At 36.1% G+C, this 26,749-nt stretch carries 23 protein-coding genes; 17 read left to right on the top strand and 6 right to left on the bottom strand.

Annotation, left to right across the window (positions count from 1 at the left end):
• Positions 1 to 15: 15 nt before the first annotated feature.
• The 9 genes from AC6CHR_RS17720 (at position 16) to AC6CHR_RS17680 (ending at position 10,090) form a co-directional block, all read left to right on the top strand.
• The gene (locus AC6CHR_RS17720) at positions 16 to 894 is read left to right on the top strand and encodes a DUF4430 domain-containing protein (RefSeq protein ID WP_498250335.1); all 879 of its coding nucleotides are present in this window, start codon (positions 16 to 18) and stop codon (positions 892 to 894) included.
• Positions 894 to 1,781 (top strand): energy-coupling factor transporter transmembrane component T, encoded by an 888-nt coding sequence (locus AC6CHR_RS17715; RefSeq protein WP_498250334.1) that lies wholly within the window; start codon positions 894 to 896, stop codon positions 1,779 to 1,781. Before AC6CHR_RS17720 ends, AC6CHR_RS17715 begins: the two co-directional genes overlap by 1 nt.
• The gene (locus AC6CHR_RS17710; RefSeq protein WP_498250333.1) at positions 1,754 to 3,403 is read left to right on the top strand and encodes an ABC transporter ATP-binding protein; all 1,650 of its coding nucleotides are present in this window, start codon (positions 1,754 to 1,756) and stop codon (positions 3,401 to 3,403) included. Before AC6CHR_RS17715 ends, AC6CHR_RS17710 begins: the two co-directional genes overlap by 28 nt.
• Positions 3,382 to 4,071 (top strand): ECF transporter S component, encoded by a 690-nt coding sequence (locus tag AC6CHR_RS17705; RefSeq protein ID WP_498250393.1) that lies wholly within the window; start codon positions 3,382 to 3,384, stop codon positions 4,069 to 4,071. Before AC6CHR_RS17710 ends, AC6CHR_RS17705 begins: the two co-directional genes overlap by 22 nt.
• A gap of 424 nt (positions 4,072 to 4,495) precedes the next feature.
• The gene (locus AC6CHR_RS17700) at positions 4,496 to 5,383 is read left to right on the top strand and encodes a 6-phosphofructokinase (protein ID WP_498250332.1); all 888 of its coding nucleotides are present in this window, start codon (positions 4,496 to 4,498) and stop codon (positions 5,381 to 5,383) included.
• Between the two features lie 167 nt (positions 5,384 to 5,550).
• Positions 5,551 to 7,563, top strand: a complete 2,013-nt coding sequence (gene tkt / locus AC6CHR_RS17695) for a transketolase (protein WP_498250331.1) — start codon at positions 5,551 to 5,553, stop codon at positions 7,561 to 7,563.
• 251 nt (positions 7,564 to 7,814) lie between these two features.
• Positions 7,815 to 8,759 (top strand): DNA-binding transcriptional repressor DeoR, encoded by a 945-nt coding sequence (gene deoR, locus AC6CHR_RS17690; RefSeq protein WP_498250330.1) that lies wholly within the window; start codon positions 7,815 to 7,817, stop codon positions 8,757 to 8,759.
• A gap of 136 nt (positions 8,760 to 8,895) precedes the next feature.
• Entirely contained in the window at positions 8,896 to 9,417 is a 522-nt protein-coding gene (locus AC6CHR_RS17685) for a type 1 glutamine amidotransferase domain-containing protein (protein WP_498250329.1), read from the top strand.
• Between the two features lie 265 nt (positions 9,418 to 9,682).
• On the top strand, positions 9,683 to 10,090 hold the full coding sequence (locus AC6CHR_RS17680) for a GNAT family N-acetyltransferase (protein WP_498250328.1): 408 nt from the start codon (positions 9,683 to 9,685) through the stop codon (positions 10,088 to 10,090).
• Between the two features lie 42 nt (positions 10,091 to 10,132).
• Here AC6CHR_RS17680 and AC6CHR_RS17675 read toward each other — a convergent pair whose 3' ends face one another.
• Positions 10,133 to 10,981: a hypothetical protein gene (locus AC6CHR_RS17675; RefSeq protein ID WP_498250327.1), complete on the bottom strand. Its 849-nt coding sequence runs from the start codon at positions 10,979 to 10,981 to the stop codon at positions 10,133 to 10,135.
• A 249-nt stretch (positions 10,982 to 11,230) separates the two neighbouring features.
• Here AC6CHR_RS17675 and AC6CHR_RS17670 point away from each other — a divergent pair, with 249 nt between their 5' ends.
• Complete coding sequence (locus AC6CHR_RS17670) at positions 11,231 to 14,266, top strand: efflux RND transporter permease subunit (protein ID WP_498250326.1); 3,036 nt, start codon at positions 11,231 to 11,233, stop codon at positions 14,264 to 14,266.
• 69 nt (positions 14,267 to 14,335) lie between these two features.
• Here AC6CHR_RS17670 and AC6CHR_RS17665 read toward each other — a convergent pair whose 3' ends face one another.
• Positions 14,336 to 15,394, bottom strand: coding sequence for a sugar ABC transporter substrate-binding protein (locus AC6CHR_RS17665; RefSeq protein ID WP_498250325.1), 1,059 nt, complete (start codon positions 15,392 to 15,394; stop codon positions 14,336 to 14,338).
• A gap of 178 nt (positions 15,395 to 15,572) precedes the next feature.
• The gene (locus AC6CHR_RS17660; protein WP_498250324.1) at positions 15,573 to 17,282 is read right to left on the bottom strand and encodes a methyl-accepting chemotaxis protein; all 1,710 of its coding nucleotides are present in this window, start codon (positions 17,280 to 17,282) and stop codon (positions 15,573 to 15,575) included.
• A 396-nt stretch (positions 17,283 to 17,678) separates the two neighbouring features.
• On the opposite strand from AC6CHR_RS17660, the gene AC6CHR_RS17655 reads away from it, so the two are divergent.
• The 4 genes from AC6CHR_RS17655 to AC6CHR_RS17640 all read left to right on the top strand — a co-directional run bounded on the left by AC6CHR_RS17655 (position 17,679) and on the right by AC6CHR_RS17640 (position 21,800).
• Positions 17,679 to 19,709, top strand: a complete 2,031-nt coding sequence (locus tag AC6CHR_RS17655; protein WP_498250323.1) for a methyl-accepting chemotaxis protein — start codon at positions 17,679 to 17,681, stop codon at positions 19,707 to 19,709.
• 197 nt (positions 19,710 to 19,906) lie between these two features.
• On the top strand, positions 19,907 to 20,194 hold the full coding sequence (locus AC6CHR_RS17650) for a DUF3817 domain-containing protein (RefSeq protein WP_498250322.1): 288 nt from the start codon (positions 19,907 to 19,909) through the stop codon (positions 20,192 to 20,194).
• Positions 20,195 to 20,594: 400 nt separating this feature from the next.
• The gene (locus AC6CHR_RS17645; protein ID WP_498250321.1) at positions 20,595 to 21,143 is read left to right on the top strand and encodes a GNAT family N-acetyltransferase; all 549 of its coding nucleotides are present in this window, start codon (positions 20,595 to 20,597) and stop codon (positions 21,141 to 21,143) included.
• A 141-nt stretch (positions 21,144 to 21,284) separates the two neighbouring features.
• On the top strand, positions 21,285 to 21,800 hold the full coding sequence (locus AC6CHR_RS17640) for a hypothetical protein (protein WP_498250320.1): 516 nt from the start codon (positions 21,285 to 21,287) through the stop codon (positions 21,798 to 21,800).
• Positions 21,801 to 21,902: 102 nt separating this feature from the next.
• On the opposite strand, the gene AC6CHR_RS17635 is transcribed toward AC6CHR_RS17640, so the two are convergent.
• On the bottom strand, positions 21,903 to 22,247 hold the full coding sequence (locus AC6CHR_RS17635; protein WP_498250319.1) for a LytA/YqiH family protein: 345 nt from the start codon (positions 22,245 to 22,247) through the stop codon (positions 21,903 to 21,905).
• A 212-nt stretch (positions 22,248 to 22,459) separates the two neighbouring features.
• On the opposite strand from AC6CHR_RS17635, the gene AC6CHR_RS17630 reads away from it, so the two are divergent.
• From AC6CHR_RS17630 to copZ, 3 genes are all read left to right on the top strand, one after another.
• Positions 22,460 to 24,883, top strand: coding sequence for a heavy metal translocating P-type ATPase (locus AC6CHR_RS17630; protein ID WP_498250318.1), 2,424 nt, complete (start codon positions 22,460 to 22,462; stop codon positions 24,881 to 24,883).
• Between the two features lie 85 nt (positions 24,884 to 24,968).
• A complete protein-coding gene (locus AC6CHR_RS17625; RefSeq protein WP_498250317.1) occupies positions 24,969 to 25,295 on the top strand; it encodes a metal-sensitive transcriptional regulator in 327 nt (108 codons plus the stop codon).
• Between the two features lie 12 nt (positions 25,296 to 25,307).
• On the top strand, positions 25,308 to 25,514 hold the full coding sequence (gene copZ / locus AC6CHR_RS17620) for a copper chaperone CopZ (RefSeq protein ID WP_498250316.1): 207 nt from the start codon (positions 25,308 to 25,310) through the stop codon (positions 25,512 to 25,514).
• Between the two features lie 211 nt (positions 25,515 to 25,725).
• Here copZ and AC6CHR_RS17615 read toward each other — a convergent pair whose 3' ends face one another.
• Together AC6CHR_RS17615 and AC6CHR_RS17610 are read right to left on the bottom strand one after the other, a co-directional pair.
• Positions 25,726 to 26,268: a DUF2812 domain-containing protein gene (locus tag AC6CHR_RS17615; protein WP_498250315.1), complete on the bottom strand. Its 543-nt coding sequence runs from the start codon at positions 26,266 to 26,268 to the stop codon at positions 25,726 to 25,728.
• Complete coding sequence (locus AC6CHR_RS17610) at positions 26,265 to 26,606, bottom strand: PadR family transcriptional regulator (RefSeq protein WP_498250314.1); 342 nt, start codon at positions 26,604 to 26,606, stop codon at positions 26,265 to 26,267. Before AC6CHR_RS17610 ends, AC6CHR_RS17615 begins: the two co-directional genes overlap by 4 nt.
• Positions 26,607 to 26,749 lie beyond the last annotated feature (143 nt).

The raw sequence follows: 26,749 nt of genomic DNA, 5'->3' as shown, positions 1-26,749 counted from the left end.
GGAGAGTGTTAAAGGATGCGAATGCTGAAAGTGATGCTATATGCGTTACTGGTCGTTTTTTTCATGTTAACAGGATGTGAAAAGGATGAAATTGTTCCAGTAGCTGAACCTGCGAAAGAAGTTAGTGATTCCGCATTGGATATTTCATCAGCTGATAGAGAGCAACAAAGCTCAAAAGCGACTGAAGGACCGACGAAAGCTACAGATAGCGATAAGGTAGTGGCAGACGAACAAAAGAAACAAAACAGTAGTCAAACTGAATCAACAACAAAATCAACTACCTCTAGTGAGGAAAAGGCACCAAACAAAAACCTTTCTACTGATAAAGCGAATTCCGGTACAGACAATGAAGAAAAGTCAACAACGAATAAAACGAACACAACAAACAGTTCAGCAAATAAAACCGCTATTAAAACGGAAGAAAAGGATACAAATCATACACCACCTGCTACACAGGAAAAGCAGACGAACTCGACTGCCAAACCAAATACTGAATCAAAAGCGAAGGAAAAAGAGCAACCAACAAAAACAACTCCTCCACCAAAGAAAGAAGTCCAAGCCAAAACGGTGACTGTAACGGTTGTTGGGGATCAGCAGGTAGGGACGATTTTACCGACAACAAAGGTTGAATTAAAGGATGGTAATACGGTGTTAGATGTAACCTTATCAATACTTAAGCAAAAAGGTGTTCCAGTAAGTGTTAGAGGAAGCGGGACAGGTGCTTATGTTGAGGGAATTGCCAATTTATTTGAATTTGATCGTGGACCTTTAAGTGGTTGGCTTGTCAAACGCAATGGGACGCTTCTTGATCGAAGTTCAGGTGCTGTAGAAGTTAAAAATGGTGACTCCGTTCAATGGATTTATACGACTGATTACGAAAAGGATACAAATTAATGACAAGAGGAATTCATTCCTTTCATCCAATTGTTTGTTTCCTTTATTACATGGGAGCAACTGCACTGGTCATGCTTTATAAGCATCCGGTGTTTTTGGTGATTGGTGCAATGATACTCATCCTTTTTAATATTCAGTTAGACAAAGGAAAGTCCCTGAAAAACTGGTTTAAAATGTTGGTCTTTATTTCTGCCTTTTTCTTGATTATCAATCCTTTGTTCAATCATCGAGGTACCCATATTTTATTTTATCTTCATTATAATCCCATCATGCTTGAAGCAGTGATCATCGGTTTGATATCAGCAATTTCTATTTTTACGATTATGATGTTATTCACTTCCTATAATCTCGTGATCACAGCGGATAAATTTTTGTTTTTGTTTTCAAGGTGGCTACCACAGTGGGCATTGTTAACGATGCTTTCGATGAGATTTGTTCCGCTTTTAAAAAGAAGACTACAAGAGATCGAAACTGTTCAAAAAGCAAAGGGGCTTACAGTTACTGAAGGTAAAATCAAAGAACGGGCTAAAAATGGCATTTTACTTGTGCAGATTTTATTAACCTGGTCACTTGAGGAGGCGATCCAAACTGCCGATTCAATGGCTGCACGAGGCTATGGGATCATGAAACGTAGTAAGTATACACCTTATAAGATGATTATGCGGGATTGGCTCACGATTATTTACCTCGTTATTCTGATTGCGATTGGGATAGGGGGGTGGTGGTTAGGCGATGGAGTTTTGAGCGTTTACCCGGTATTAGAAACAATGTATATACAAGGCAGGGAATGGTTTTATTTACTGATCTTTATGCTGTATATGGGATCGCCGCTTATCATTGAAGGAAGGGAGGTCCTCCTATGGCATTCTTGGAGACGAATCGTTTAAGCTTTACTTATCCAGAAGAAAAAAGGAGCGTCTTAAAGGATGTATCGTTTACTGTTGAACAAGGTGAGTTCATTCTCCTATGTGGTCCCTCTGGAAGCGGAAAATCAACCTTATTACGGTTGATAAAAAGAGAAATAGCTCCACATGGTACCTGCCATGGGGACATTTATATAGAAGGTCATCTCTTAACAGCTTTGTCCGCTCTGCAATCAGCAAAGGATATAGGGATGGTTTTTCAGGATCCTGAGAATCAAATTGTCATGGACAATGTTTTAGAAGAGCTAATATTTGGTATGGAGAATATGGGGGCTTCAACGGAGGAGATGAGGAAGCGTGTTGCTGAAATCGTCCACTTTTTTGGCTTAGAGGAATTGCTAGAACGAAAAACGCATGAGCTATCTGGTGGTCAAAAGCAATTAGTTAATTTAGCCTCGGTGCTATTACTAGAGCCAAAGCTATTATTACTTGACGAACCAACTGCACAATTAGATCCAGTTGCAGCGAGGGAATTTATTGGCATGCTTAAGACAATGAATGAGGAATTCGGCATTACTGTCATTATTGCTGAGCATCGTTTAGAGGAATTGTTTAGTATTGCTGATCGTACAATCGTTTTAGATAGAGGGGAGATTGTGGCATTTGAGAGCCCAAAACATGTTATTCATCGACTAGGTCAAAAACAAAACGAAGAGATGTACAACTATCTACCAAGTCCAGCGCGAATCTATATCGAACATACACCAACGATTTCAAACGAGGAGATTCCATTATCAGTGAAGGAAGGGAAGCAGTGGCTAAAGAAAAAAACGGTAAAAAAATCGGATGTTATAGAGACTGTTCCATCCTATCAAAATGAACTACTAACACTCAATCAGATTGATTTTCAATACTCAAAGGAAACGAAGAAAATTTTGAATGGATTATCATTAACCGTTTATGCTGGAGAATGGCTTTCGATTGTAGGGGGAAACGGGACAGGGAAATCGACGTTATTAAAGATTATCGCAGGTCTTGAAAAGGTTCAGCATGGGAAGATTTTATTTAGAGGGAAAAAATTCAAAAAACAGCTGCCCACTGAAATTGCTTACCTTCCACAAAATCCAAAGCTATTTTTCATTCAGGATACACTTGAAGCAGAAATGAACGAAATCATTGATTTTCATAAACTAGAATCAGGTAAGGAAAGAATGGAAGAACTTTTTAAGATCTTTAACATAAATGAATTAAAAGGGCGTCATCCATATGATCTTAGTGGAGGAGAAATCCAAAAGGCGGCACTTGCTGGTGTAATACTGCCAAAGCCAAAGCTTTTATTAGTGGATGAGCCTACAAAGGGTCTAGATCCAGAGGCTAGACAGAAATTTGGGGATTTATTAAAAATATTACAGGAACAAGGGTTAACGATTGTGATGGTTACCCATGATATTGAATTTGCTGCAAGATATGCAACGAGATGTGCAATGATGTTCCAAGGTTCGATTACAACTGAAGCACCTTCAAAAGACTTCTTTCAAGGAAATGCCTTCTATACAACAGTAGTGAACCGAATGATAAGGGGATTCAATGTTCCAAATGTTTTAACGGTAGAGGAGGCTCGTAGATCTTGGCGCGTTCTCGGGTAATTCTTTTAGCAATCGCGGGGCTAAGCAGTGTTGTTTTAATTATGACCACGCTTTTAGCAGAGCAGCATTATCTTTTGGTCAGTATTTTCTTCATGATTCTTACCTTTCTCCCCTTTGTGATCCGCTTCGAAAGACGTAAGGTTGCGGGTAGGGAGTTAGTTATACTAGCTATATTAGCGGCTGTTGCTGCAGTTAGTCGAGTTCCCTTTGCATCATTACCAAGTGTGCAACCAACAACCTTTGTGATTATTGTGACAGCTATTGCGTTTGGGGCCGAAAGTGGTTTCGTAGTGGGGGCACTTGCTGCATTAGTTTCGAACTTATTTTTAGGACAAGGGCCTTGGACCCCATGGCAAATGTACACGTGGGGGATGATTGGCTTAACTGCCGGGTTATTACGTCATACAAGAATGATGAATCATTTAAGTGGAAAAATAATCTTTGGTTTTGTAGCAGGGATATTATTTGGATGGGTAATGAATCTTTGGCATTTTGTAAGCCTTGGTGAATATGCTGATATTTCAACAATTATTGCTTATTATACGAAAAGCATTTATTTCGATCTAGCACATGCACTATCCAATGTCTTCTTCTTAACAATCTTTGCAAGTAGTTGGCTGAAAATTTTACAGAGGTTCAGAAAAAAATATGGAATACTAGCAAGATAAAGTGTTTAATCTGTGAAAGTGGGTTAAGTACTTTTTCAATGGAAGTGTAGTTTTTAACATATAGTTGAAGAAATTGCCCATAATAGAATGAGGCTAATCCGATATAGGTGCTCTAAATAAATTCCGTTTACACATTGATTGTAAATAAAGATTGAATCACATTAATTTTTTGAAAATTTACGTTTTTACCTATTTATCTTTTCTTTCATTTCAGGTATACTTACGGAGTAACAAATGTTCATGGTATATTGAACGTAATTTCTAAGTGACTAGAGTAATGATGAAAATATAGGATTAAAGCTGGCAGATATGTCATAAGTCATTCAGGAATGCCAGGTATAGTCGTTACCTTTCATTCCTGAGTGCCTTAGGATTGGGCTTAAAAAAGTTAGTTGAGCTTTTGTTCAAAATGGGGGGAACGTAGATGAAAATAGGTGTAGTTCATTTTGGTTGTGCTTCAGCAGGTTCTGCTCAGATTGCTCGTACCCTTATTGACGAGGTATCTGAACAAGTAGAATCGGTCTATGGTATCGAATGGAATCGATTTTCTAAAGAAATTGAGCTTGGTGAGCTTTCTCAAAAAGGATCAGCGTTTAGACTAGGTTCGGATAGCTTTGTATTAAGTAGTTTTCCAATTGCTATATGGAAAGAAAAAGCTAAAGAAATAGCCGATAAACTTTCAAGCTTAGATAAAATTATTTTATTAGGGGAAAGTGAAGGTGAGCCTCGTCACCTAACACTTAAACAGTTACACGTTCCGATAAGTATCTTTAACAATATTGAAGGATCACAATTAACGCTGGGCTATGATACGGCTTTAAACTCGATTGTTAAAAATATCGAGAGTGTAAGAGATACAGCTAGTTCCTTGTCGTATGGTAAGGTACGAGTATTCAATGTGCAAATTCCTGGTACAACAGGTTCTTCCATGCTATTAAATAACTCTAGTTTAGCAGTTGACGGAGTGGTTGTTCCACGAGCTAATCAGGATATAATTGAACAGCTGAAACGACATATTAGAGAGAAAGAAGCTAAGCATGAAGGGTATACATTTTTGTTAATGGACCAATCAGTTGATCCGACAAAGCTTGGTGAACACTTTGAAGATTTTGATCTCGATTGGAAGGTTGTCGAAATAGATGAATCTCAATGCGGTGGGCCATATCCGACAGCTTTAGACAGGGTGATTGCTAATCAGCTGAAAAGGGCTGTCGTTGAATGGACTCTATCAAATCAATCTTCAGGGCGTTTACTTGTTCAAGATAATACTATCCTGTTTCAAGAGGAATCTGTTTCAGTAGCGAAGGCTTAAATTAAGCTATATTCGTTAATCATATTACTTTCAAGTTGGATATTAGACATTAGACAATGACTAAGTTATTATTTTTAAGCTAAGAGAATTAGCTAAAATTTACCTATCTACCATTCAGTAGGTTATAATCTTACTGGTGAAATATTTTTAATTCGGAGGGAAAACAAATGAGTGAATTAACACAGATCGAAAAGTTATCTATTGAAACAATCCGTACATTATCTATTGATGCGGTTGAAAAGGCAAATTCAGGTCATCCTGGAATGCCAATGGGTGCTGCACCTATGGCTTACACACTTTGGACGAAATTTATGAACGTGAATCCTTCAAACCCAAGTTGGTTTAACCGTGATCGTTTTGTGCTTTCAGCAGGTCATGGCTCAATGCTTTTATATAGTCTGCTTCATTTAACCGGATATGGTCTTTCGATGGATGATTTAAAATCGTTTAGACAGTGGGGAAGCAAAACTCCAGGACATCCTGAATTTGGACATACTGCAGGTGTTGATGCTACAACTGGACCACTAGGACAAGGGATTGGTATGGCAGTTGGTATGGCAATGGCTGAGCGTCATTTAGCAGAAAACTACAACAAACCTTCATATAATGTAGTCGATCATTTCACATATGCAATTTGTGGTGACGGTGATTTAATGGAAGGTATTTCTTCTGAGGCAGCGTCTTTAGCAGCCCACTTAAAATTAGGTCGTTTAGTTGTATTGTATGATTCAAATGATATTTCATTAGATGGAGATTTACATCTTTCATTCTCTGAAAATGTAGAACAACGTTTTACTGCTCAAGGATGGCAAGTCATTCGCGTTGAAGATGGTAATGATGTGAACGAAATTTCAAATGCGATTGAACAAGCAAAATTGGACTTAGACCGTCCAACATTAATTGAAGTTAGAACAACGATCGGTTTTGGTTCTCCAAATAAATCTGGTAAATCTGCTTCACATGGTTCACCACTTGGTGCGGATGAAATTAAATTAACAAAAGAAGCGTATAAATGGACATTTGAAGAAGATTTCCATGTACCTTCAGAAGTTTATGATCACTTCAATAACACAGTAAAAGAAGCTGGAAACTCTAAAGAAAAAGAGTGGAACGAACTTTTGGATGGTTATGGAAAAGAATATCCTGAATTAGCACAACAATTCGAAACTGCGATCAGTGGAGAGCTACCAGAGGGCTGGGATAAAGATATTCCTGTATATGAAGAAGGTTCAAGCCTTGCTTCACGTGCATCTTCTGGTGAAGTATTAAATGGAATAGCGAAAAGCCTTCCATCATTCTTTGGAGGATCTGCAGATTTAGCCGGTTCAAACAAAACAACGATTAAGGATGGCGGAGATTTCTCACGTAATAATTTTGGTGGACGTAATATTTGGTTCGGTGTTCGTGAATTTGCAATGGGTGCTGCGTTAAATGGTATGGCATTACATGGCGGATTACATGTATTTGGAGGAACATTCTTTGTCTTTTCTGACTACTTACGTCCAGCTATTCGTTTAGCAGCGTTAATGGGCTTACCAGTAACGTATGTATTTACACATGATAGTATTGCTGTTGGTGAAGATGGTCCAACACATGAACCGATTGAACAACTACCGTCTCTACGTGCAATGCCGAATCTATCAGTGGTTCGTCCTGCTGATGGGAATGAAACAGCTGCAGCTTGGAAAACAGCAATTGAATCAAAATCAACACCAACTGCACTAGTTTTAACACGTCAAAACTTAAAAACAATTAAAAATACAAATGAGACTGCATATGAAGGGGTTCAAAAGGGAGCATATGTTATCTCACCGGCTGCAAAAGAAACAGCTGATGTTCTCTTACTAGCTTCTGGTTCTGAAGTTGGTCTTGCAGTTGAAGCTCAAGCAGTATTATCAGCTGAGGGAATTGAAGCAGCAGTTGTAAGTATGCCTGCATGGAATCGTTTCGAAGCTCAATCTGAAGAATACAAACGTTCAGTTCTTCCAAAAGATGTGAAAAAACGTTTAGCTATTGAAATGGCTTCTCCACTTGGTTGGGATCGTTATACAGGAGACGAAGGCGATATTCTAGCGATCAACACATTTGGTGCTTCTGCTCCGGAATCACGCATTCTAGCTGAATACGGCTTTACTGTTGAAAATGTAGTCGCTCGTGTAAAAAAACTTATTGAAGGTTAATTTTTATAAAAAAAGTATAGATAGCGGTCTATGACGTTTAAAGATCCTACTCATTCTTATTTCAAACCATGGAGAGGCTGACTAATGAAAATATGTCAGCCTCTCTCTTTTACAGAAATTTGTTTGCGGTTAATTCAAGAAATATATATCGATAAAACACAGGCTAAGTAATTCTTAGAGCACTGGTTTTAGAATACGTATTTATCGTTTAACGATTTACCTTAAATTATGATTAATTAGGTGCTGTGTAAATGGAAAATGAAAAGCTTAATAAAATAATTGAAGTCGCGAGGCTCTATTACCAACTTGATTATAGTCAGCAAGAAATTGCAAAAAAGTTAGATGTATCGAGACCAACTGTATCTAGATTATTGAAGCAGGCAAAGGAAACAGGTATTGTTGAAATAAAGATCCATAACCCTGTCGAAGCAGGGGCACTATTAACGGAACAATTGAAGAAGAAATTTGGTTTAAAAGAAGTTGTTGTGGCATCTGTTTCAGAGTATGATAATGCACTAATTAAAAGGCAACTTGGTGAGGTAGCTGCAAATTACCTTAATAAAGTAGTGAAAGATCATGATGTGATTGCAACATCATGGGGAACAACTGTCTATGAATTGGCAACAAAGTTAAAGACAAAGCCTATTAGTCAGACAACGGTTGTTCAACTTAATGGTGGAGTTAGCCATTCGGAAACCAAAACATATGCTTCTGAAATTATCCATTTATTCGGTGAAGCATTTAATACTCAAACCTTTTTATTACCACTACCAGCAATTGTCGATCATATTGTTGTAAAGCAGGCAATTGAAGCTGATCGACATATCCGTAAAATTCTTGACTTAGGGAAACTAGCAAACATTGCAATTTTTAGTGTTGGATCCCCAGTTCTTGATTCCGTATTATTACAAGCAGAATACTTCTCAAAGGATGATCAGCATTTAATTCAATCGAAGGCGGTTGGAGAAATATGTTCACGATTTTTTGATAAAAGTGGACAAATCTGTGTTGAAAATTTAAACAGTCGCACAATTGGAATTGAATTAGATGAACTAGCTAAAAAGGAAAAGTCTATTCTAGTGGCTGGTGGTCCGAAAAAGCTCGAAGCTATTTACGGAGCACTAAAGGGCAAATATGCAAATGTCTTAATTACAGATGAACATACTGCTAGTTTATTAATTGAAATGGATTATTGAGCCATTGAAGCTTTATTTTAAGCCTAAATGTTTTTTTATCCTTTACTAGGTAGTCTCAGGGACTGCTAGCGTTCTATGTTTGTCATCTATAACGAGATACGTTAAGGTAGTAGATATAATAGAAGGAGGGGTATTGATGAAGTTAACTGGAAAAAAGGTATTGAGTTTTGTTCATGAGGATTTTGAAGATTTGGAGCTTTGGTATCCGATCCATCGGTTGCGTGAAGAAGGAGCGGTTGTTCATTTAGCTGGTGAGGATGCAAAATTTACATACAAGGGTAAGTATGGAGTTCCGGCTACTTCTGACTTTGCATTTAATGATATTGATCCAAATGATTATGATGCCTTACTAGTACCGGGTGGTTGGGCTCCTGATAAACTTCGCAGATTTCAAGAGGTAATTGATATTGTTCACCATATGGATGAAAGTAAAAAGCCGATTGGCCAAATCTGTCATGCGGGCTGGGTATTAATTTCAGCAAAAATATTGAATGGAAGAACGGTAACTAGTACACCAGGTATACGTGATGATATGGAAAATGCTGGTGCTATATGGTTAGATGAAGCGGTTGTCGTTGATGGTCATCTAATTTCTAGCAGACGTCCACCAGATCTGCCCGATTATATGAGAGCCTTTATCCAAGCTTTTGAAGCATAAGTAATAACTAAAAACTAAAAACTAAAAATAACAGAGAGGCCCCACCAAGCATGTATCAATACCTAATGGTGGTCTGGCCTTTCTTTTTTTTGTATGCTTCTTAAATGAGAGCTGATCCTTCCAAGATGTTGCCATATTTAAGCAATCCTTCGGCCAACGCTAAGTAAGCAGGTAACATTCTCTTTTCGGCGAATTTAAATAGGGATAAACAGGTTAGTGAAGAGAGTAATGCATACAAAATTACTGTTTGAAAAGGAGAATAATGATGTCAAAAAAAATATCGTATAAAGTGAATGACGAGATAACAGCTGAAGAGTTATCAACTGTCTTTAAAAGATCCGGAATAAAAAGACCTGTTGACGATTTGCCAAGACTTCAGCGAATGATAGATTCAGCTGACATTATCATCTCAGCAAGGGATTCTCAGCAACAATTAGTAGGGGTTGCTAGAGCCCTTACTGACTTTAGCTATTGCTGCTATTTATCTGACTTAGCAGTTGATAAAACATATCAAAAGAATGGAATTGGTAAAGAATTAATTCAATTAACAAAGGAAGTGTTAGGAGAGGAAGTTGCCTTACTATTACTTTCTTCCAAAGAAGCGATGAATTACTATCCTCGGCTTGGTTTTGAACAAATAGACAATGGATTTAAAATTGCGAGGAAAAGATAAACATGAAAGTTGATTATTTAGGAAAAGCTCTCTCCTATGTAACTAATTGGAGGGAGCTTTTTTCTGGTTCTCTTTAATTTTACTAACCGCATATCTAATAAAAATCATAGGTAGTATGAACGTCAAAAGACTTAATACAGTGTCTAACACACTACGATCTGTTCTAACGATTTCGAGGTATTTTAGTAACAAATCATAGGCTACATAAGCAAATAACAAGAAAAAATTCCAAGTTCTTTTGACCTTAAATGAGCTTGTGTAGGCTACCAGTGTACCAAAAGTGATTGATGTCAGGGTATTAATAGCCGAACTATCACGATGGAAATGTTCAATCCAGCCAACATGAAACGTTCTTATCTGTAACACGGCATATAAAAAAATGCTAAGTTGGGTATATATTGAGTAAAAGATCGCAAGTGTAGTGCCAAAAAGTAACCACTTACTCCTCCTTTTTTGGAGATGGTGCCACCACATTTTCACGACAAAAAAGTAAGGAATAAGGATAATGAATGTATACCATGTCCTCCACCAGTTGGTATGAAAGACACCTAAATTTTCAAAGAGTAGTTCAATCCCTGAAAAAAACGCTGCAGCAACGATAGCCCAAATCCATTTACCGCGTAAAACGATAAATAAAATCGCGAAGGAAGATAATATATAACCGTTTATTAGTGCCCCAAGGTATGAGTCATACCTACCCTTTATAAAATTAGGCTGATACAAGTAGGCATTTCCCCATACATAAATAAGGTAATCAAAGAAGAGAGTTACACCAGAGACAGCAAAAAGGAACACAAATAACAGTGAAGTTCGATTATTTCGATAAGAGATGAATAAAGATAAAATCGATAAAGTCATTAAGGTAAGGTAAGACCAACTTCCAATACTCACTACAATCACCCCCACCAAATACTAATTTTACTGTTCCCATTTCAGATGAAATATATCCCATATTCGTTTCCAATGAGGAAAAGAAATTTCTACATTTTTACACAAATACAGCTTTAGACTTAGAAGGTTTTACATCTTAAGTCATTTATGCCTTCCAACTTTTTTTATTAAAATAGTTTTTGTAGTGAAAACCATATTTACTATTTTTTACCTATAAGGTGAATATCAATTTGGAGGGAGATTTAAACAATGTCTTGGTTTACGCAATGGTCTTTTAAGAACAAAGCAGCAATAGCTATTATGTCGATGCTTATTTTAGTCCTAGGGGTTTTAAGTTATTTTCGATTGCCGATGGAGTTTCTGCCATCCGCGGACCAACCATTTATCTCAGTTGTCGTAATGGGAGAAGGAATGGATGCAAGGTCGATGGAGGACCAAGTAACAACGCCAATTGAACAGGCTGTAGATCAAGTAAATGGCAGGAAAAATGTATTCTCGACTTCAGGGGATGGTTATTCATCTGTTGATATCCACTTTGAGTCAAATATAAATAAAAAAGAGGCAAAACGTCAAATTGAAGAGGCGCTATCAACGCTTACGCTTCCAGCAAATGTGATGAAACCAAATATTGTCCAATTAAACACATCAATGATTCCTGTTTCATATATCGCGTTAACGTTTGATGAAGGAATTAATGCAGAGACGATTCAATATGCTGAAGATGAAATTATCCCGTATTTTAAAAATATTGAGGGTGTTTCTGATATACAAGCAAATGGAACAATTTCATCATATCTATCAGTTAAATTAGATGAAAAAAAGATGGCCGAAAAGCAAATTTCACTTGAAAACATCATGCCATTGTTGCTGGGCCAGAACATTTCAACTGCTGTTGGTGAAAAAAATGTGGATGGGAAAATAGCCAATATAAAGGTAATCGGTGATGTTAATACGATTGAAAAACTTGAGACTACTGAGGTTACCCAATCTGTACCACTCAAAGATATTGCTACGATTTCAGTAGAAAAACAAGATAATAATCTTACTAGATTGAATGGCAAGGATGGATTAATTGTTGTTATGACAAAAGATAGTCATTCAAATGCGGTAACAATCAGTAAGGAAACAAAAAAAGTAGCGGAAGAAATAAACGAGAAATATGATAAGGTCCAAGCAACGATTGTTTTATCAACTGCTGATTCGGTGGAGTCTTCCGTTCATAGTATGATTAAAGAAGTATTGTTAGGTGCGCTATTTGCAACGATTGTGATTATGCTTTTCTTGCGAAACATTCGCTCTACGTTAATTACAATCGTATCGATTCCACTCTCACTAGGATTCACCTTATTTCTGCTGGCACAATCAGGTGTAACGTTAAATGTTTTGACATTAGGTGGTGTTGCAGTAGCTGTTGGACGCCTTGTTGACGATAGTATTGTTGTGATTGAGAATATTTTTAGACGGGCTCAGAGTGAGAAATTCACGGTGAACATGGTGATTGAAGCAACCAAAGAAGTAGGAACAGCCATTACCTCATCAACACTTACAACGGTTGCTGTCTTTTTACCATTAGGATTATTAGCTGGAAGTCTACAGGATTTTCTACTACCCTTTGCATTAACAATTACGTATTCCCTACTAGCTTCCTTACTTGTTGCCGTTACAGTTGTGCCGATAATGAGTGCAGGTTTACTTAAACATGCAAAAATTAAAGAACATAAACCTTCTGCAAAATTTTCTTCACTTTTAACATGGTCCTTAAACCATAAATGGATTGTTTTAATTACAGCATGTATTGTATTTGCTGGTTCAATTGGTGCTTATATGATTCTTCCAAAAGGGTCTGTCAATAAAACGAAAGCGGATTACGTATTTGTTTCATTGCAATACCCAAATGAAACCCCAATTGAAAAAGTGAAAAATGAATCTATAAAGCTTGAAAAATATATGTTGGACCAGGATGGAATAGATCATGTCTATTTACAATTAGGAAACTCAGCGGACTCAGCTAAATACGGAGAGGTTGGAAATCCGACTCAAACACAAATTATGGCAATTCTCGAAAAGAATGCTGATATGGAGGCATTTGTTGAAAAGATAAACACACAAAAGAATGAATATCAAGATGCAACTTTAGAGGTAACAGAAGCGTCACTAATGGGTGGGGGTTCAACTTCAATTACGATTGATATCATTGGTGAATCGGTAGATGAATTGATTACCATGTCAGAAAAAGTTCAAGAAAAAATTGAAGGAATTGATGGGATAGAGAAAGTGAGCTCTAACCAGGAAGAAACAAAAGCAGTTTATTCATTTATCGTAGATCCAAGTGTCGCTAAGGCTGAACAAATTGCCCAACAAGCAGCTGTCATGTTAAATAAGACACCGATTGGCACGGTGAAATTGAATGACTTGCAAACAATGGTCATGATTGAACCACTTTTTGATCCAGATACTGAAAAAGAATTATCAAACGTTCCTATCATGACAGCTACTGGGATGACAACGATCTCTAAGGTAGCAGAACTTAAAAAAACAGAGGAACCCACTAGTTCGTTCCATAAAGATGGCGAACAATATGTTAGAGTGACCGCAATTGTTGATCCGGAAAAGCTATCAACCATTTCTACTGAAGTAAATAAAAGGATATTCGGTGATAAAACAGTTAAGGGGTTAGACGTGCCAGACCAAATCGATGTATTTGTGGGTGGGGCAAGTGCTGATCAGGCTAGTGAATTTCAAGATTTATTTATGACAATGCTTGCATCGATTGGGATCGTATTCCTGATAATGGTGATTACCTTTAAAACAATTCGTGCGCCAATTGCGATTTTATGTTCCTTACCACTTGCAGCGATTGGAGCAATAGTAGGAATCTTATTGACTGGGATTTCCGTAGATGTTACAGCACTTCTTGGTGCATTAATGTTAATTGGGATCGTCGTAACTAACGCAATTGTTCTGCTTGACCGAGTAAAACAAAACGAACAATCCATGATCATCCGCGATGCGGTAGTTGAAGCAGCAACGATTAGAATGCGTCCAATTCTGATGACAGCGATAGCAACTATTTCAGCCATGCTTCCTCTATTATTTAAAGAAGCTGAATCTGGAAATTTAGTCTCTGCTAGTCTCGCCGTTGTTGTCATAGGAGGGTTGAGTGCAGCGACAGTATTAACACTCATTGTCATTCCTGTTATCTATGAACTATTATACTTTAAGAAGGCAAAACGTCAAAGAGAAAAACAAAAACGTGAAAAGATAGAAAATATGACTGCAGAATAAGGAAAGAGGATTGACTCACTAAGGGGTCAATCCTCTTTTTACAATAGAATAGAAAAACATTTAATCTACCTATTTATTATATATTTCTTCTTCGGTTAAATAGCCATCTTGGATAACGGTACTATTAATTGTTTCTTTTGTTACTGTTGTGGGGTCAAGTAAAATAGTAGGGACTTTTACTTTTTTATTATCAATTGTTGTATCAGTGGTGATTTTTTCGCCACGCGCTACCTTGAGAGCCATTTCAGCAGCCTTTGTTGCGATCACGTTTATAGGTTTATACACTGTCATGGTTTGTGTACCACTAATAATTCTCTTAATGCCATTTAATTCAGCGTCCTGACCTGAAACGGGGATTTTACCCGCTAAACCGACAGAGGATAAAGCAGAAATAGCACCACCAGCTGTTCCATCGTTTGCAGCTATGACAGCATCAATTCGATTACCAGACTGTTTAAGTGCTGTAGTCATATTCTTTTCAGCAACTTTTGGATTCCATTCATCCGTATATTGATCATAGACTAACTGTATATCACCTTTATCGATTAAAGGCTGTAGCACAGACATTGCACCTTTTTTGAATAAGATTGCATTGTTATCTGTTTCAGCACCACCAATATATGCATAGTTCCCCTTTGAAACGCTGCCTACCAACTCTGTAGCTTGTAACTCACCTACTTTTTCATTATCAAAGGAAATATAATAGTCTAAATCACTGTTAGTAATTAAGCGATCATAAGAGATGACTTTTACATCATTTTTATGTGCGACTTCAACAATCTTACTGGCTGCATCAGCATTGTGTGGAACAACGACGAGAACATCTACTCCTTCTTCAATTAATAGCTGAGCTTGTGTCAGTTGAACTTCATCAAGTCCATTTGCAGCTAATGTTTTTACCTGACCGCCCAAAGCTTTTACTTCGTCTTCAAATAACTGCTTATCGTTATACCAGCGTTCTTCTTCAAGTGTATCTAATACAAAACCAATATAGGGCACCGAGTCATCGGACTTTAGATTTACTTGTTTTTTACTAGTTGCTTCATTAGCTGTTGAACAAGCAGTTCCTGCAAGAATCACAACAAGAAACAAAAGTCCAAGAAATGTCTTTTTATAGAATATCGTCACTTTTGTACCTCCGGATTTTTAATAGTGAGCATTGCCTGTAATAGATGTAGGTTCTTTTCTAAAAGTTTTTTGTTCTTAGTCCTAGTGTGAAGATAGGCTAAATACATATTGAATTGCTTATTTGAAAACAACATTCTTTGCAAAAATAGCCTAGATTTACTTACTTCATGCACCCTTCTTATACTTTGAATTTACTGATCATTTCGTTCATACGGACAACCATAGAAGATAATGTATTTGCGCTAGTTGAGACATTATCAATCGATTGACTTTGTTCATAAACTGCAGCCGATATTTCCTGTGATCCTGCAGCTGATTCCTCTGAAATTGCTGCAATATGTTCGACAGACTGATTGATCACTTGGCTAGTTTGTTCAAAGTAATTGAAAGCAGAAGATATATTTTTTATTCGTTCTGTCATGTCCGTTATTTTATCCTTTATATCAGAAAAAGATTGGCCAGTTAATTGTATTTGTTCGGAACCTTCATTAACCTTTTGAAAACCACTCTTTAATTCAGCAGACATTGAAGAAGTTTCTTGTCTAATACTGGTAACGATTGAGGTTATATTTTCAACTGAACTGGAAACTTCATTGGCTAGTTTTTTCACTTCAGAGGCAACAACAGCAAATCCCTTTCCGCTTTCTCCGGCCCGTGCAGCTTCAATTGAAGCATTTAGTGCAAGTAGATTTGTCTGTTCTGCGATTGATTTGATTACAGTTACAAGATCCGTAATCGAGTGTGTCTGTGTTTCAAGACTTTTTATTTTAGCAACAGAGCGTTCAACAATAGAATGGATCATATTCATTTGTTCAAGAGACTGTTTCATTTGCTGATCCCCGTTAATAGAAACCTGTAGCACTTCGTCTGAGAAGTTGACTAATTTACTACCATCCTGATTTACTTCAACCAATTTATCACTGAACTCTTTTATGTTTTCTGAGATATCAGATACTTCATTTGCTTGGTTATTCACTCCAGTAGCCAGATCTTCAATCGTGTTCGCAACTTGTGAACTTCCAAGTTTCAATTCTGAAGCCGTTTCAGCAAACGTTGTACTTTGACTGTCAACATCTGTAGCAATATAGGAAACTTCTAAAATCATTTCACGTAATCTAATTCCCATATGATTAATTGATTGAGAAAGCTGGGCAATTTCATCACTACCAACAATTTTTAAGGGGTCAAAGTTAAGATTTCCATTTGCGATTTCATCACTGGTTAAGACAACTTTATTTAACCCAGTTGAAATCTTGCGACTAATCACAACAAGTAGAATCGTCGATATTACCAATGCACCTACACCCGAAGCAACTAATAAAATGATTGTCATTTCAATCTTGTTTTGTGATGCAGTAAGTGATGCTTTATTTGACTCAGTTGCTATGTTTTTAAGTTGATTACTTAATTCAATTGTTTCAAATTTTATCGCATTAGCCTCACTTTGAAGTTTCGCGAATTCTGCTGTGTTAATTTGTTGTACTTGGGGTACAATCGTACTAAAAAAGTACTCATCAAGTTTATTATTATTATCAATAATTTTCCCGAAAATAGCTAAATGTTCTTCATTGTTCAATTGTTGCTTTAATTTTTTTGCAATCGAGACAAAATTCCTACTATCTTCTAAATATTGCATGAGCTTTTCCTCATCTGCTAGTAAGATATATTCTGGAAGTTGATTGTACTTTTCATGATATAGAGAAACCAAATCAGCACTATAGAGTGCAATCTCATTTTTCACTAATGTGTTTTTCATCGTTTGACTCGTCTGTTGTAATAATAAATAAGTAATGACAATTGATAGTAGGAACGTGACGGCTACTACCATAAATACATAAAAATATTTACCACCAATTTTTGTGTGTTTCCAACTAAGCTTATTAAGCAATCGTATCCCTCCTGTATGACTGACGATGGTGTGAAAAAATCTTTGAGATCCAAAAGATAAAGTTAACTTTCGTTTTATTATCGACGAAATTCTACAATTGTTTAATAGGAGGATCATCTTTATAATTGATATAATAGTAATAGGATAAATTTACTACAATAATCAAAAAGACTATATTTTATAGAGAAAATATGGTTATAATATAGTATGATTGTAAGCGAATACAAACTAGAGTTGGACAATAGATTAGTAAATTGTGTTTATGCCGAAATTTAGAATAGTAGCCTTCTACTAAGATTACTAAGTTTCGTTCGTAATTATCGGAATTATGAGAATATACTTTTCTGTCCTGTAGCAGATAGAATAGCTGAAAGAAAATAATAGGAGTGAAAATTAGTGAGGAAATTAGTTAAATTTAAAAAGAAACCTTCTCTAAAAAAGAATGTCAAACGAAATGGAGAAAAAAGGAAACTTTCTTTTTCCAAAAACTTAAAAGGAATGTCATTAAAGTCTAAAATTATTTTGTTTCTCCTTTTATTCACAATTATTCCGAGTGTGATAATCGGTAATGTAGTTTATTTTGTATCCTCAAATACGATCGAAGATAAAGTATCGGATATGAATGATGAAATCGGAGTACAAGTGACAAAGAACGTCAATCATGCATTAAAGGAATTTGAAAATATAACATTAGTTCCTTTTTCAAATATGGATTTAATGAATGAATTGAAATCTGATGAAGGTTTGACTGAATATGAAATCTTAGGAAAAGAAAGAGGGATTACGGAGTATTTTTCAAGTATTATCTTTACGAACAAAAATGCAAAAGCACTCTTATTTATAAATGAAGATAACAAAGTCTATGGTGATACGAACTCTGCATCGGACTTTGACACGGATCAGTATTTAAGCTCAGATCTACCTGCTAAAGTAGAGGAATTGTCTGGATCAGTTATGTGGGGTTCAGGTATCCAAGACAATTATGAAAATATCTACCTTTTTAGAAAGTATGATCGTCTTGGAGCCCTAACGTTAATTGCAGATGTGAAACTTTTTCAAGATGTCTTTGAAAGTGGAGAAGAAAATTCAAGCAGAGAAATTACGATTATCAATGAAGATGGTGTGATTATCGCTAGTAATAACCAAGAAATTATTGGTAGTAAGTACGAAGGTCATCAAAATAACAAGGAAAATTTAGTCAGCATGAATGAGAGTACAAATGGTTGGAAAGTATCTGTTTCCACTTCAAAATCCTATTTATTAAAAGAAATTCAAAATGTTATTTATCTCGTTTATGTGATTATTTTAGCGTTTGTCTTATTAGCTGTTTTTGTTAGTTTCTTTTTAGCGAAGAGCATGATAAAACCAATAAATGAAATCGTTTTGATTATGAAAAATGCTGAAAAGGGCGACTTAACCCATAGAGCAGCATATTTATATAATAATGAAGTTGGTCAGCTTGGGCAAAGTTTTAATAAAATGATTGATAATATTACGATAATGATTGATGAAAATAAAAAGGTTTCAACGTATGCGGTTAATAGCGCAAATGACCTTAAGAGAATTGCGGAAGAATCGTCATCATCAACGGAACAAATTGCTCATGCAATTGAAGAAGTTGCTAAAGGTGCGGTTAGCCAGGTGGATTATTCTGAACGAACAAACCGTGAAATGAAAGAGCTATCAAGTGAAATAAACGAAGTAGCCAGCAATATGGAAAAGGTACAAACAATCACAGAAACAACGAAAAAGCTTAGTAGCCAATCAATTCTGACAATAGAAGAATTAACTGAAAAGAATCAAGAAGTGGGCACTAACATTGGACAAGTCGATTCAACGATGACTGCACTTAATAAAGAAATTGCCCAAATAAAGGATATTGTTGAAATCATCAAAAGTGTTAGCGAGGAAACAAACTTATTATCATTAAATGCTAGTATTGAGGCGGCAAGAGCGGGGGCAGCTGGACGTGGTTTTGCTGTTGTTGCTCAGGAAATACGCAAGCTTGCTGACCAAACAAAATCTTCATCGCTAAGAATTGAAACGGTTATTGCAGGTATCTTAGTACAAACAAAAAAATCTGTTGAATTAGTTAAGACAACGATTCTCTTATTTAATGAACAAACTAGTTCAATCCATCATACTAGAGATGCTTTTGAAAATATCCTAGATGGTACAAACTCAATCATAAGTGAGATTGATTATGTAGAAGCATCTATTGGAAAAATAAATACGAATAAAGAAAAGGTAGAGACAGCGATAAATGAAATGGTTGAGGTTGCAGAAATATCGTCAGCAACAACGGAAGAGGTTACTGCTACAACCGAAGAACAGGCAGCTTCTGCAGAAGAATTAGGTGATTTAGCAGCTTCCCTTTCAAATACAATTCATGAATTAGAGAGTATGATTAATAAATTTAAAGTTTGATATCGACCTTATTAATACGGTTAAAAGGGGCAATCCTTCTATTGCCTCTTTTTTCGTTTTTTTAAACATAAAAGATAAGTAAGGATAGTATTGCTTGAGCTAGCTATCTGTAAAAGAATGGACAAAGATTATCGTTATTAATTGCAGGAAATGCATGTATAATAGATAGTGAATTACTATAAATTGGAGTTGATAGGGTGTTTAACACATCTGTAGGAATATTACGTTTTATTGGAATTTTAGAGGGGATTTCATACTTAGTTTTACTTATTATTGCCATGCCATTAAAGTATTTATTTGATCTTCCTATGGCAGTCACAATAGTTGGTGGGCTGCACGGTTTTCTGTTTGTTTCATATGTCATTATGGTAGCGTTCGTTAAGTTTAAAAAACGGTGGTCGATCTTATGGGGAATTTGGGCTGTCTTCTTAGCATTTATACCATTCGGTACCTTCTATTTAGATAAGCAATTAAAAACAAAATAGGCAAGTACAATCCTTTTTTAGCAGACTATACTTGGACCAGGTTGTAAAAGCTAATAAGTTAGAAGGATATATTCCTTTTCCCTCAAATAAGAAGGGCTGATGTAAAAATCAGCCTTTTTGTATTTTATTAATAGAGCGGATATTAGTAGTATGTTAATCTATAAAAGATATAAGGTTAGCAATCTATAACTAAGGCTGTTTTCGCAAAGATTGTTGCTTTTCGTAGTAGCACTTCTTTACGTATTTAACCTGTCTTCGTGCTCTTTTCGTTAAATGACTCAGCTATTTTCTTTTAAAGTAGTTTTTAATTATACCAAAAAAATTCAATTACCGATTTTTTAGGTTTGGTAACAACAAACTTTTAGAAAAGAGCCATAACTAATCAAAAAGGAGAAAAAGCATGTTTATAAATAGTATCGATGACGTTTTATCTCTAAAGTTGATCGAATTAAAAGACGGAGGAAGAATTTTCGAATTAACCAATACCTCGAGGGAATATCTACAGGAATGGCTACCATGGCTGCAGGTTACAACAAAACTCGATGATACAATGGCATATATTAAAGGATGTTTAAAGGGTTACTCTGAAAATAAAAGTATGACCACCGTTATCTTATATGATGGAGAAATTATAGGAGTAGCTGGCTATAATCAGTTAAATTGGTCTAACAAAACAGCCTATATTGGTTATTGGCTTGGTGAAGAATTCCAAGGGAAAGGCATTATGACAAAGGTAGCTAAGGCATTGACTGATTATGCGTTAGGTGAGTTGCATTTTAACAAGGTTGAAATTAGGGCAGCTGTTGGAAATAACAAAAGTCGGAGTATCCCTGAGAAATTGGGCTTTGTAAATGAAGGAAGTATCAGACAAGCCGAATGGTTATATGACCATTATGTTGACCATGTTGTGTATGGAATACTAGCTGAAGAATGGAATAAAAAAGGTTGATTTTTGATAGGAGAGCTCCAACTAGAATAGAACTTTTAGAGAATCCCTACAACTGAATACTGCACTTGACATATTCCTGACACATACCATTGCTATCCTATATTCATCAAAGATGAAATGAAGAGTAATTGGAGGTCAATGATGGATAAAATAGGAAGCATGATTAGTTGGAGTGTATGTGGAGTTTTACTGCTTGCTGGCTGTGGAGTAACAAGTGATATTTCCTTAACTGGAACACCTTCAAGTTTACAGCAAGAATCACCAAATGGTGAAGTTAGGTCCGATTTTGAAGGTGAAGAGCTTAGTGAGGATGACATTTTAGTAAGGGCAGAACAAGCGGGAATTGTGACAGAGGGTAAAACAATTGACGAGATACAAGAAGAAATGAGCAAGATAAGGCCCAATACCGGTGGACATAAAGAGTTAAGTGATGAAGAAGTTATAGAGATGGCTAAACAGGCCGGAATTGAGACAGAAGGTAAACTGATTGAAGAATTACAAGAAGAAATCAGGGCCAGTAGATCTGGGATGGGTTTGAATGAAGATGATTTGAAAAAACAAGCTAAAGAAGCTGGAATTGAAATAGAAGGAAAATCGGTAGAGGAGATTGTCCAGGAGCTAGGAATTAGAGAACCACCAGTGAATGAGGATGTTTAACAAATACTGACTAAATGAAAAGGGATGACTCGAATAGGGACATCCCTTTTCATTTTAGTCCCTTTTAGATTAGTGTCTGCCTTATCGTCAAATATAAAAAAATTACTTTATTTCAACTTCTTCCAATATAATTTGAGTCGTTTCTTCTTTTTTATAATACTCAATATAAATCTCAGCATTTGTTTGAAGTGGTTCTAATACCTTCCTTTGTTCTTCATTTATTTGGATGGCAATAGGTTTATTATTTATTAGAACCTCGATTGAATGTGGATCAATAAGTCCGATATAAATAGCTTGTGTAGTAACCGATTCTTTTATAGGAGTTTTAGCTTCTAGCTGAGTACTACTTTCCCCCTTAATAACATCAGCTGTATGTTCTTTCGACGCACCACCACATCCAGATAAACATAGAATAACGATTGTAAAAATAAATAAGAGTTTCCTCATAGAATTCCTCATTTCTTAAGGTTCTTCCTTTAAATATATGGACAGGATGAATGAATGATTCGTTAAATAGTTATAAATCCTGAAGATAGCATCATTATAAGTTCGTTAGATAAGCTAATAAATGAATTTAAAGGTTTGACATATACCGTAGAGGGGTATAGTATATAATATAAAGAAACGTAAACCTATTTGGGGTAAAGGAGAAATAACAAGTGGAACAAAAAAAACAGGAAGTTAACTTAGCAATTTTGGGAATGACGTGTGCAGCCTGTGCAAATCGGATTGAAAAAGGATTAAAACGGATGGATGGCGTTAATGAAGCGAATGTGAACTTTACATTAGAGAAGGCTACAGTCATCATTAATCCTGATCAAATTAATATAGAAAATCTTCATGAAAAGGTAAGCGACCTTGGATATGAAGTTGTTACTGAGAAGGATGAATTCAACATTACCGGAATGACATGTGCAGCCTGTGCAAATCGAATTGAAAAAGGGTTAAATCGTCTTGATGGTGTGAAGAAGGCAACGGTTAATTTTGCCTTAGAAACAGCAAATGTTGACTACTATCCTTCAGAACTGACAACGAAAGAAATAACTGACAAGGTAGAACAACTAGGGTATCAAGCAATCGTAAAAGAGGGAAAATTAGAAGTTAGCAACGAACATCGGACAAAGGAATTAGCAAAACAAAAAAGTAAATTTATCTTTTCTCTTCTTTTATCTTTGCCCTTATTATGGTCGATGGTCAGTCATTTTCAATTTACTTCATTCATATACGTACCAGAAATATTCATGAATCCATGGGTGCAAATGGCGTTAGCGACACCGGTTCAGTTTGTTGTCGGAAAACAATTTTATGTTGGGGCTTATAAGGCATTAAAAAACAAAAGTGCAAACATGGATGTGCTGGTTGTTTTAGGAACTTCCGCAGCTTATTTTTATAGTGTTTACTTATCGTTCAAAGCAATCGGATCTACTGAACATATGTTGTCGCTTTACTTTGAAACAAGTGCAGTGTTAATAACCCTAATTATTTTAGGGAAATTATTTGAGGCAAAAGCAAAGGGTCGATCATCAGATGCAATTAAAAAGCTAATGGGCTTACGTGCAAAAACGGCTCTTGTGATAAGAAATGGTCAGGAAATTGAAGTGCCAATTGATGATGTTGAAGTAGGAGAGATATTCCTTGTAAAACCTGGAGATAAGGTACCAGTTGATGGTCAAATTATTGAGGGGCGCTCTGCATTAGAAGAATCAATGATAACTGGTGAAAGTATCCCTGTCGATAAATCAATTGGTGATACGGTTATTGGTGCAACAATCAATAAAAATGGGTCGTTGAAGGTAAAAGCTACAAAGGTAGGTAAAAATACAGCTCTCGCGCAAATTATTAAGGTTGTTGAAGATGCTCAGGGCTCCAAAGCTCCTATCCAGCGTTTAGCTGACCAGATATCAGGTATATTTGTCCCAATCGTTGTTGTCATCGCGTTTCTCACCTTCTTTATTTGGTATATTTGGGTGAGTCCGGGTGAATTCGCAGTTGCTTTGGAAACATTAATAGCTGTTCTTGTTATCGCTTGTCCATGTGCTTTAGGTTTAGCGACACCAACATCCATCATGGCTGGTTCAGGACGTGCTGCAGAATATGGGATTCTTTTTAAGGGTGGAGAGCACCTTGAAACAACTCATCAAATTACAACAATTATCGTTGATAAAACAGGGACAGTAACGAATGGAAAGCCAGCCTTAACAGATATCGAAGTAGAAGATTGGATGAATGAACAGGACTTTCTTCAATATGTAGCTAGTACTGAAAAATATTCGGAACATCCGTTAGCAGAAGCCATTGTTAATGGTATGAAAGAGAAAGATGTATTGCTTCGTGACGTGGATGACTTTGTCGCAATACCTGGATATGGAGTAAAAGCTACTATTGATAAAAAAACCATTTTGATTGGAACTAGAAAATTAATGGGTAGCTATAATATTGAACTAGGTCAAGCTGATGAAAAAATGAAATTGTTAGAAGCCAATGGGAAAACAGCGATGTTAGTTACAATTAATAACAACTATGCAGGAATGGTTGCTGTTGCTGATACTGTTAAGGAAACATCAAAACAAGCTGTTAGTCGATTAAAGGAAATGGGATTAGCAGTTGTTATGATGACTGGTGATAATCAACGGACTGCTAAAGCAATTGCTGATGAAGTTGGAATTGACTCCGTTATTGCAGAGGTACTTCCTGAGGGAAAAGCAGACGAAGTAAAGAAATTACAAGCACAAGGAAAGATCGTCGCAATGGTTGGTGATGGGATTAATGATGCACCAGCATTAGCGGTTGCCAATACGGGGATGGCGATTGGAACAGGTACCGATGTTGCAATGGAAGCCGCAGATATCACATTAATGAGAGGCGATTTAATGGGTATTGCTGATGCGATTCTAATCAGTAAAAAAACGATTCGCAACATTAAGCAAAACCTCTTTTGGGCATTCGCCTATAATACAGTGGGCATTCCAATCGCAGCAATTGGCCTATTAGCCCCATGGCTAGCAGGAGCAGCAATGGCCTTCAGTTCAGTATCTGTTGTTTTAAATGCATTAAGATTGCAAAGGGTGACATTAAATCGATAGGCTCACTTCATTCACCACGATTAATTTTGCATAGTCCCAGGGGGTATATTAAAATGGAGAGACTAAGGTATGGGGGGATGTTTCCTTGAGCACAGAGTATGATAATCAAGAACATTGTGAGGATAGTCAACATAGAAGTAGTCATCATTCAGACAAAATGAAAAAAAATCTCGTTACGCGATTAAATCGAATTGAAGGTCAAATTCGTGGGATAAAATCGTTGATTGAAAAGGATACGTATTGCGATGATGTTATCACGCAAATTTCTGCGACACAATCAGCGTTAAACAGCGTAGGAAGGCTATTACTTGAAGGGCATCTACGGACATGTGTCGTAGAAAGAATTCAAGAGGGTGACGAAGAAATCATTGATGAATTATTAATTACCGTACAAAGGTTAATGAAAAAATAGGAGGCGTTATAGATGGAAACAGCACTGTTAAAAGTAGAAGGTATGTCATGTAATCATTGTGTAAATTCAGTTGAAAGTAGTGTAGGTAAATTAGAAGGTGTTGCAAATGTAATAGTAAACTTAGATCAAGGAATGGTCGAGATAAATTTTGATAGTAGTAAAGTGTCAAAGGATAAAATTAAAGCTGTCATTGAAGATCAAGGATATGATGTTGTTTGATGGGATAGGTTTGATATGCACTTGTTTGTTTAAGTCAAGTTCCTATCAAACCTATAAAATATATTCAACCATCATTTATTAGAAAAAACATACAAATAAAAACGCTCAGAGTAGTAATCTGAGCGTTGAATTAATGTTGTCCTTTCATTCACAATGTCTAAGTTTCTTTGAAAAAAAGTAATTATTTTCCTTCAAAGTGATAGAAAGATGCCTATGAACTTTTTCTAAGTTTAAACAACTTATATTGATAGGAAATGTACGGAAGTCCTGGAAATATAAGGATAGAGAGAGAAGCAAATCCTAAAACCTCACCAACAATTCCTATCAAATCAGGTATCCAGCCATAGTTACTAAGTATACTTAGTAACAGAAAGACAACAGTTGAAATAAAGAATGGAAAAGCAGCTTTCCCCATTTGCTTTTTTTCTCGTTCATATTTTTCAATCGTTGTAGGTTTGTCTGTATAGATTGGCTTTGTACCTTTTGGTGCACTAAATATATGAATTTCGTTTCCTACTGAACAAACGTGTGACCATCCAGCTTCTTTAAAAATAAAAAAATACTCATCATCTGCTTCCTTTTGATAATCAAGTGAATACTCAATATTCATACATTCGCCTTTTCTTAATTTATACCCCAGTCCAGCAAAACGTTCTAAAATCCATCCCTTACTTGCGTATGCAGAAAGTTTTTTCATATCTTTTTCTTCATAAAAAGCTAATCCACCACTAGGTACATATTTTGTTTTCTTCACAGCAAATGCTCCCCTCGTTGTTCAAAAACTTCTTCGGCATGTAAAACCATTTCTTTTCTTCGCTTTACCTCGGTTCTTAAAAGTTGAATACCCTTCTCTGTTGCAATATACGTCTTTTTTTTAGCATCACTCTCATCAATAAGTCTGATACAATCAGCTGATAATAGCTTTTTGATCGTCGTGTACATAGAAGCAGGTCCAATTGAAAAACGATGATCTGTCATTTCATCAATTGTCTTCATAATTAGATAACCATGCTTTGCATCAACTAAAGATAATAAAATGTAGTAAGCTGTGTCTGTAAGCTCCCCCATATCTAACGTGTCAGTTCGTGGCACTCAAAAAAACCTCCCTATATCATTCAATGATATATCATTGAATATAATATATCATTGAATGATATATAAAGCAATACAAAGTTATAAAATAGTAACTTTTAAAATAATTTTAAAATAAAGATATTCAGAAAAAAAGGGCGATT

The organism is Metabacillus sp. GQ13 (assembly GCF_059758525.1).
The sequence above is the reverse complement of the archived record's forward strand: the minus strand, read 5'-3'. Positions and strand labels throughout refer to the sequence as shown.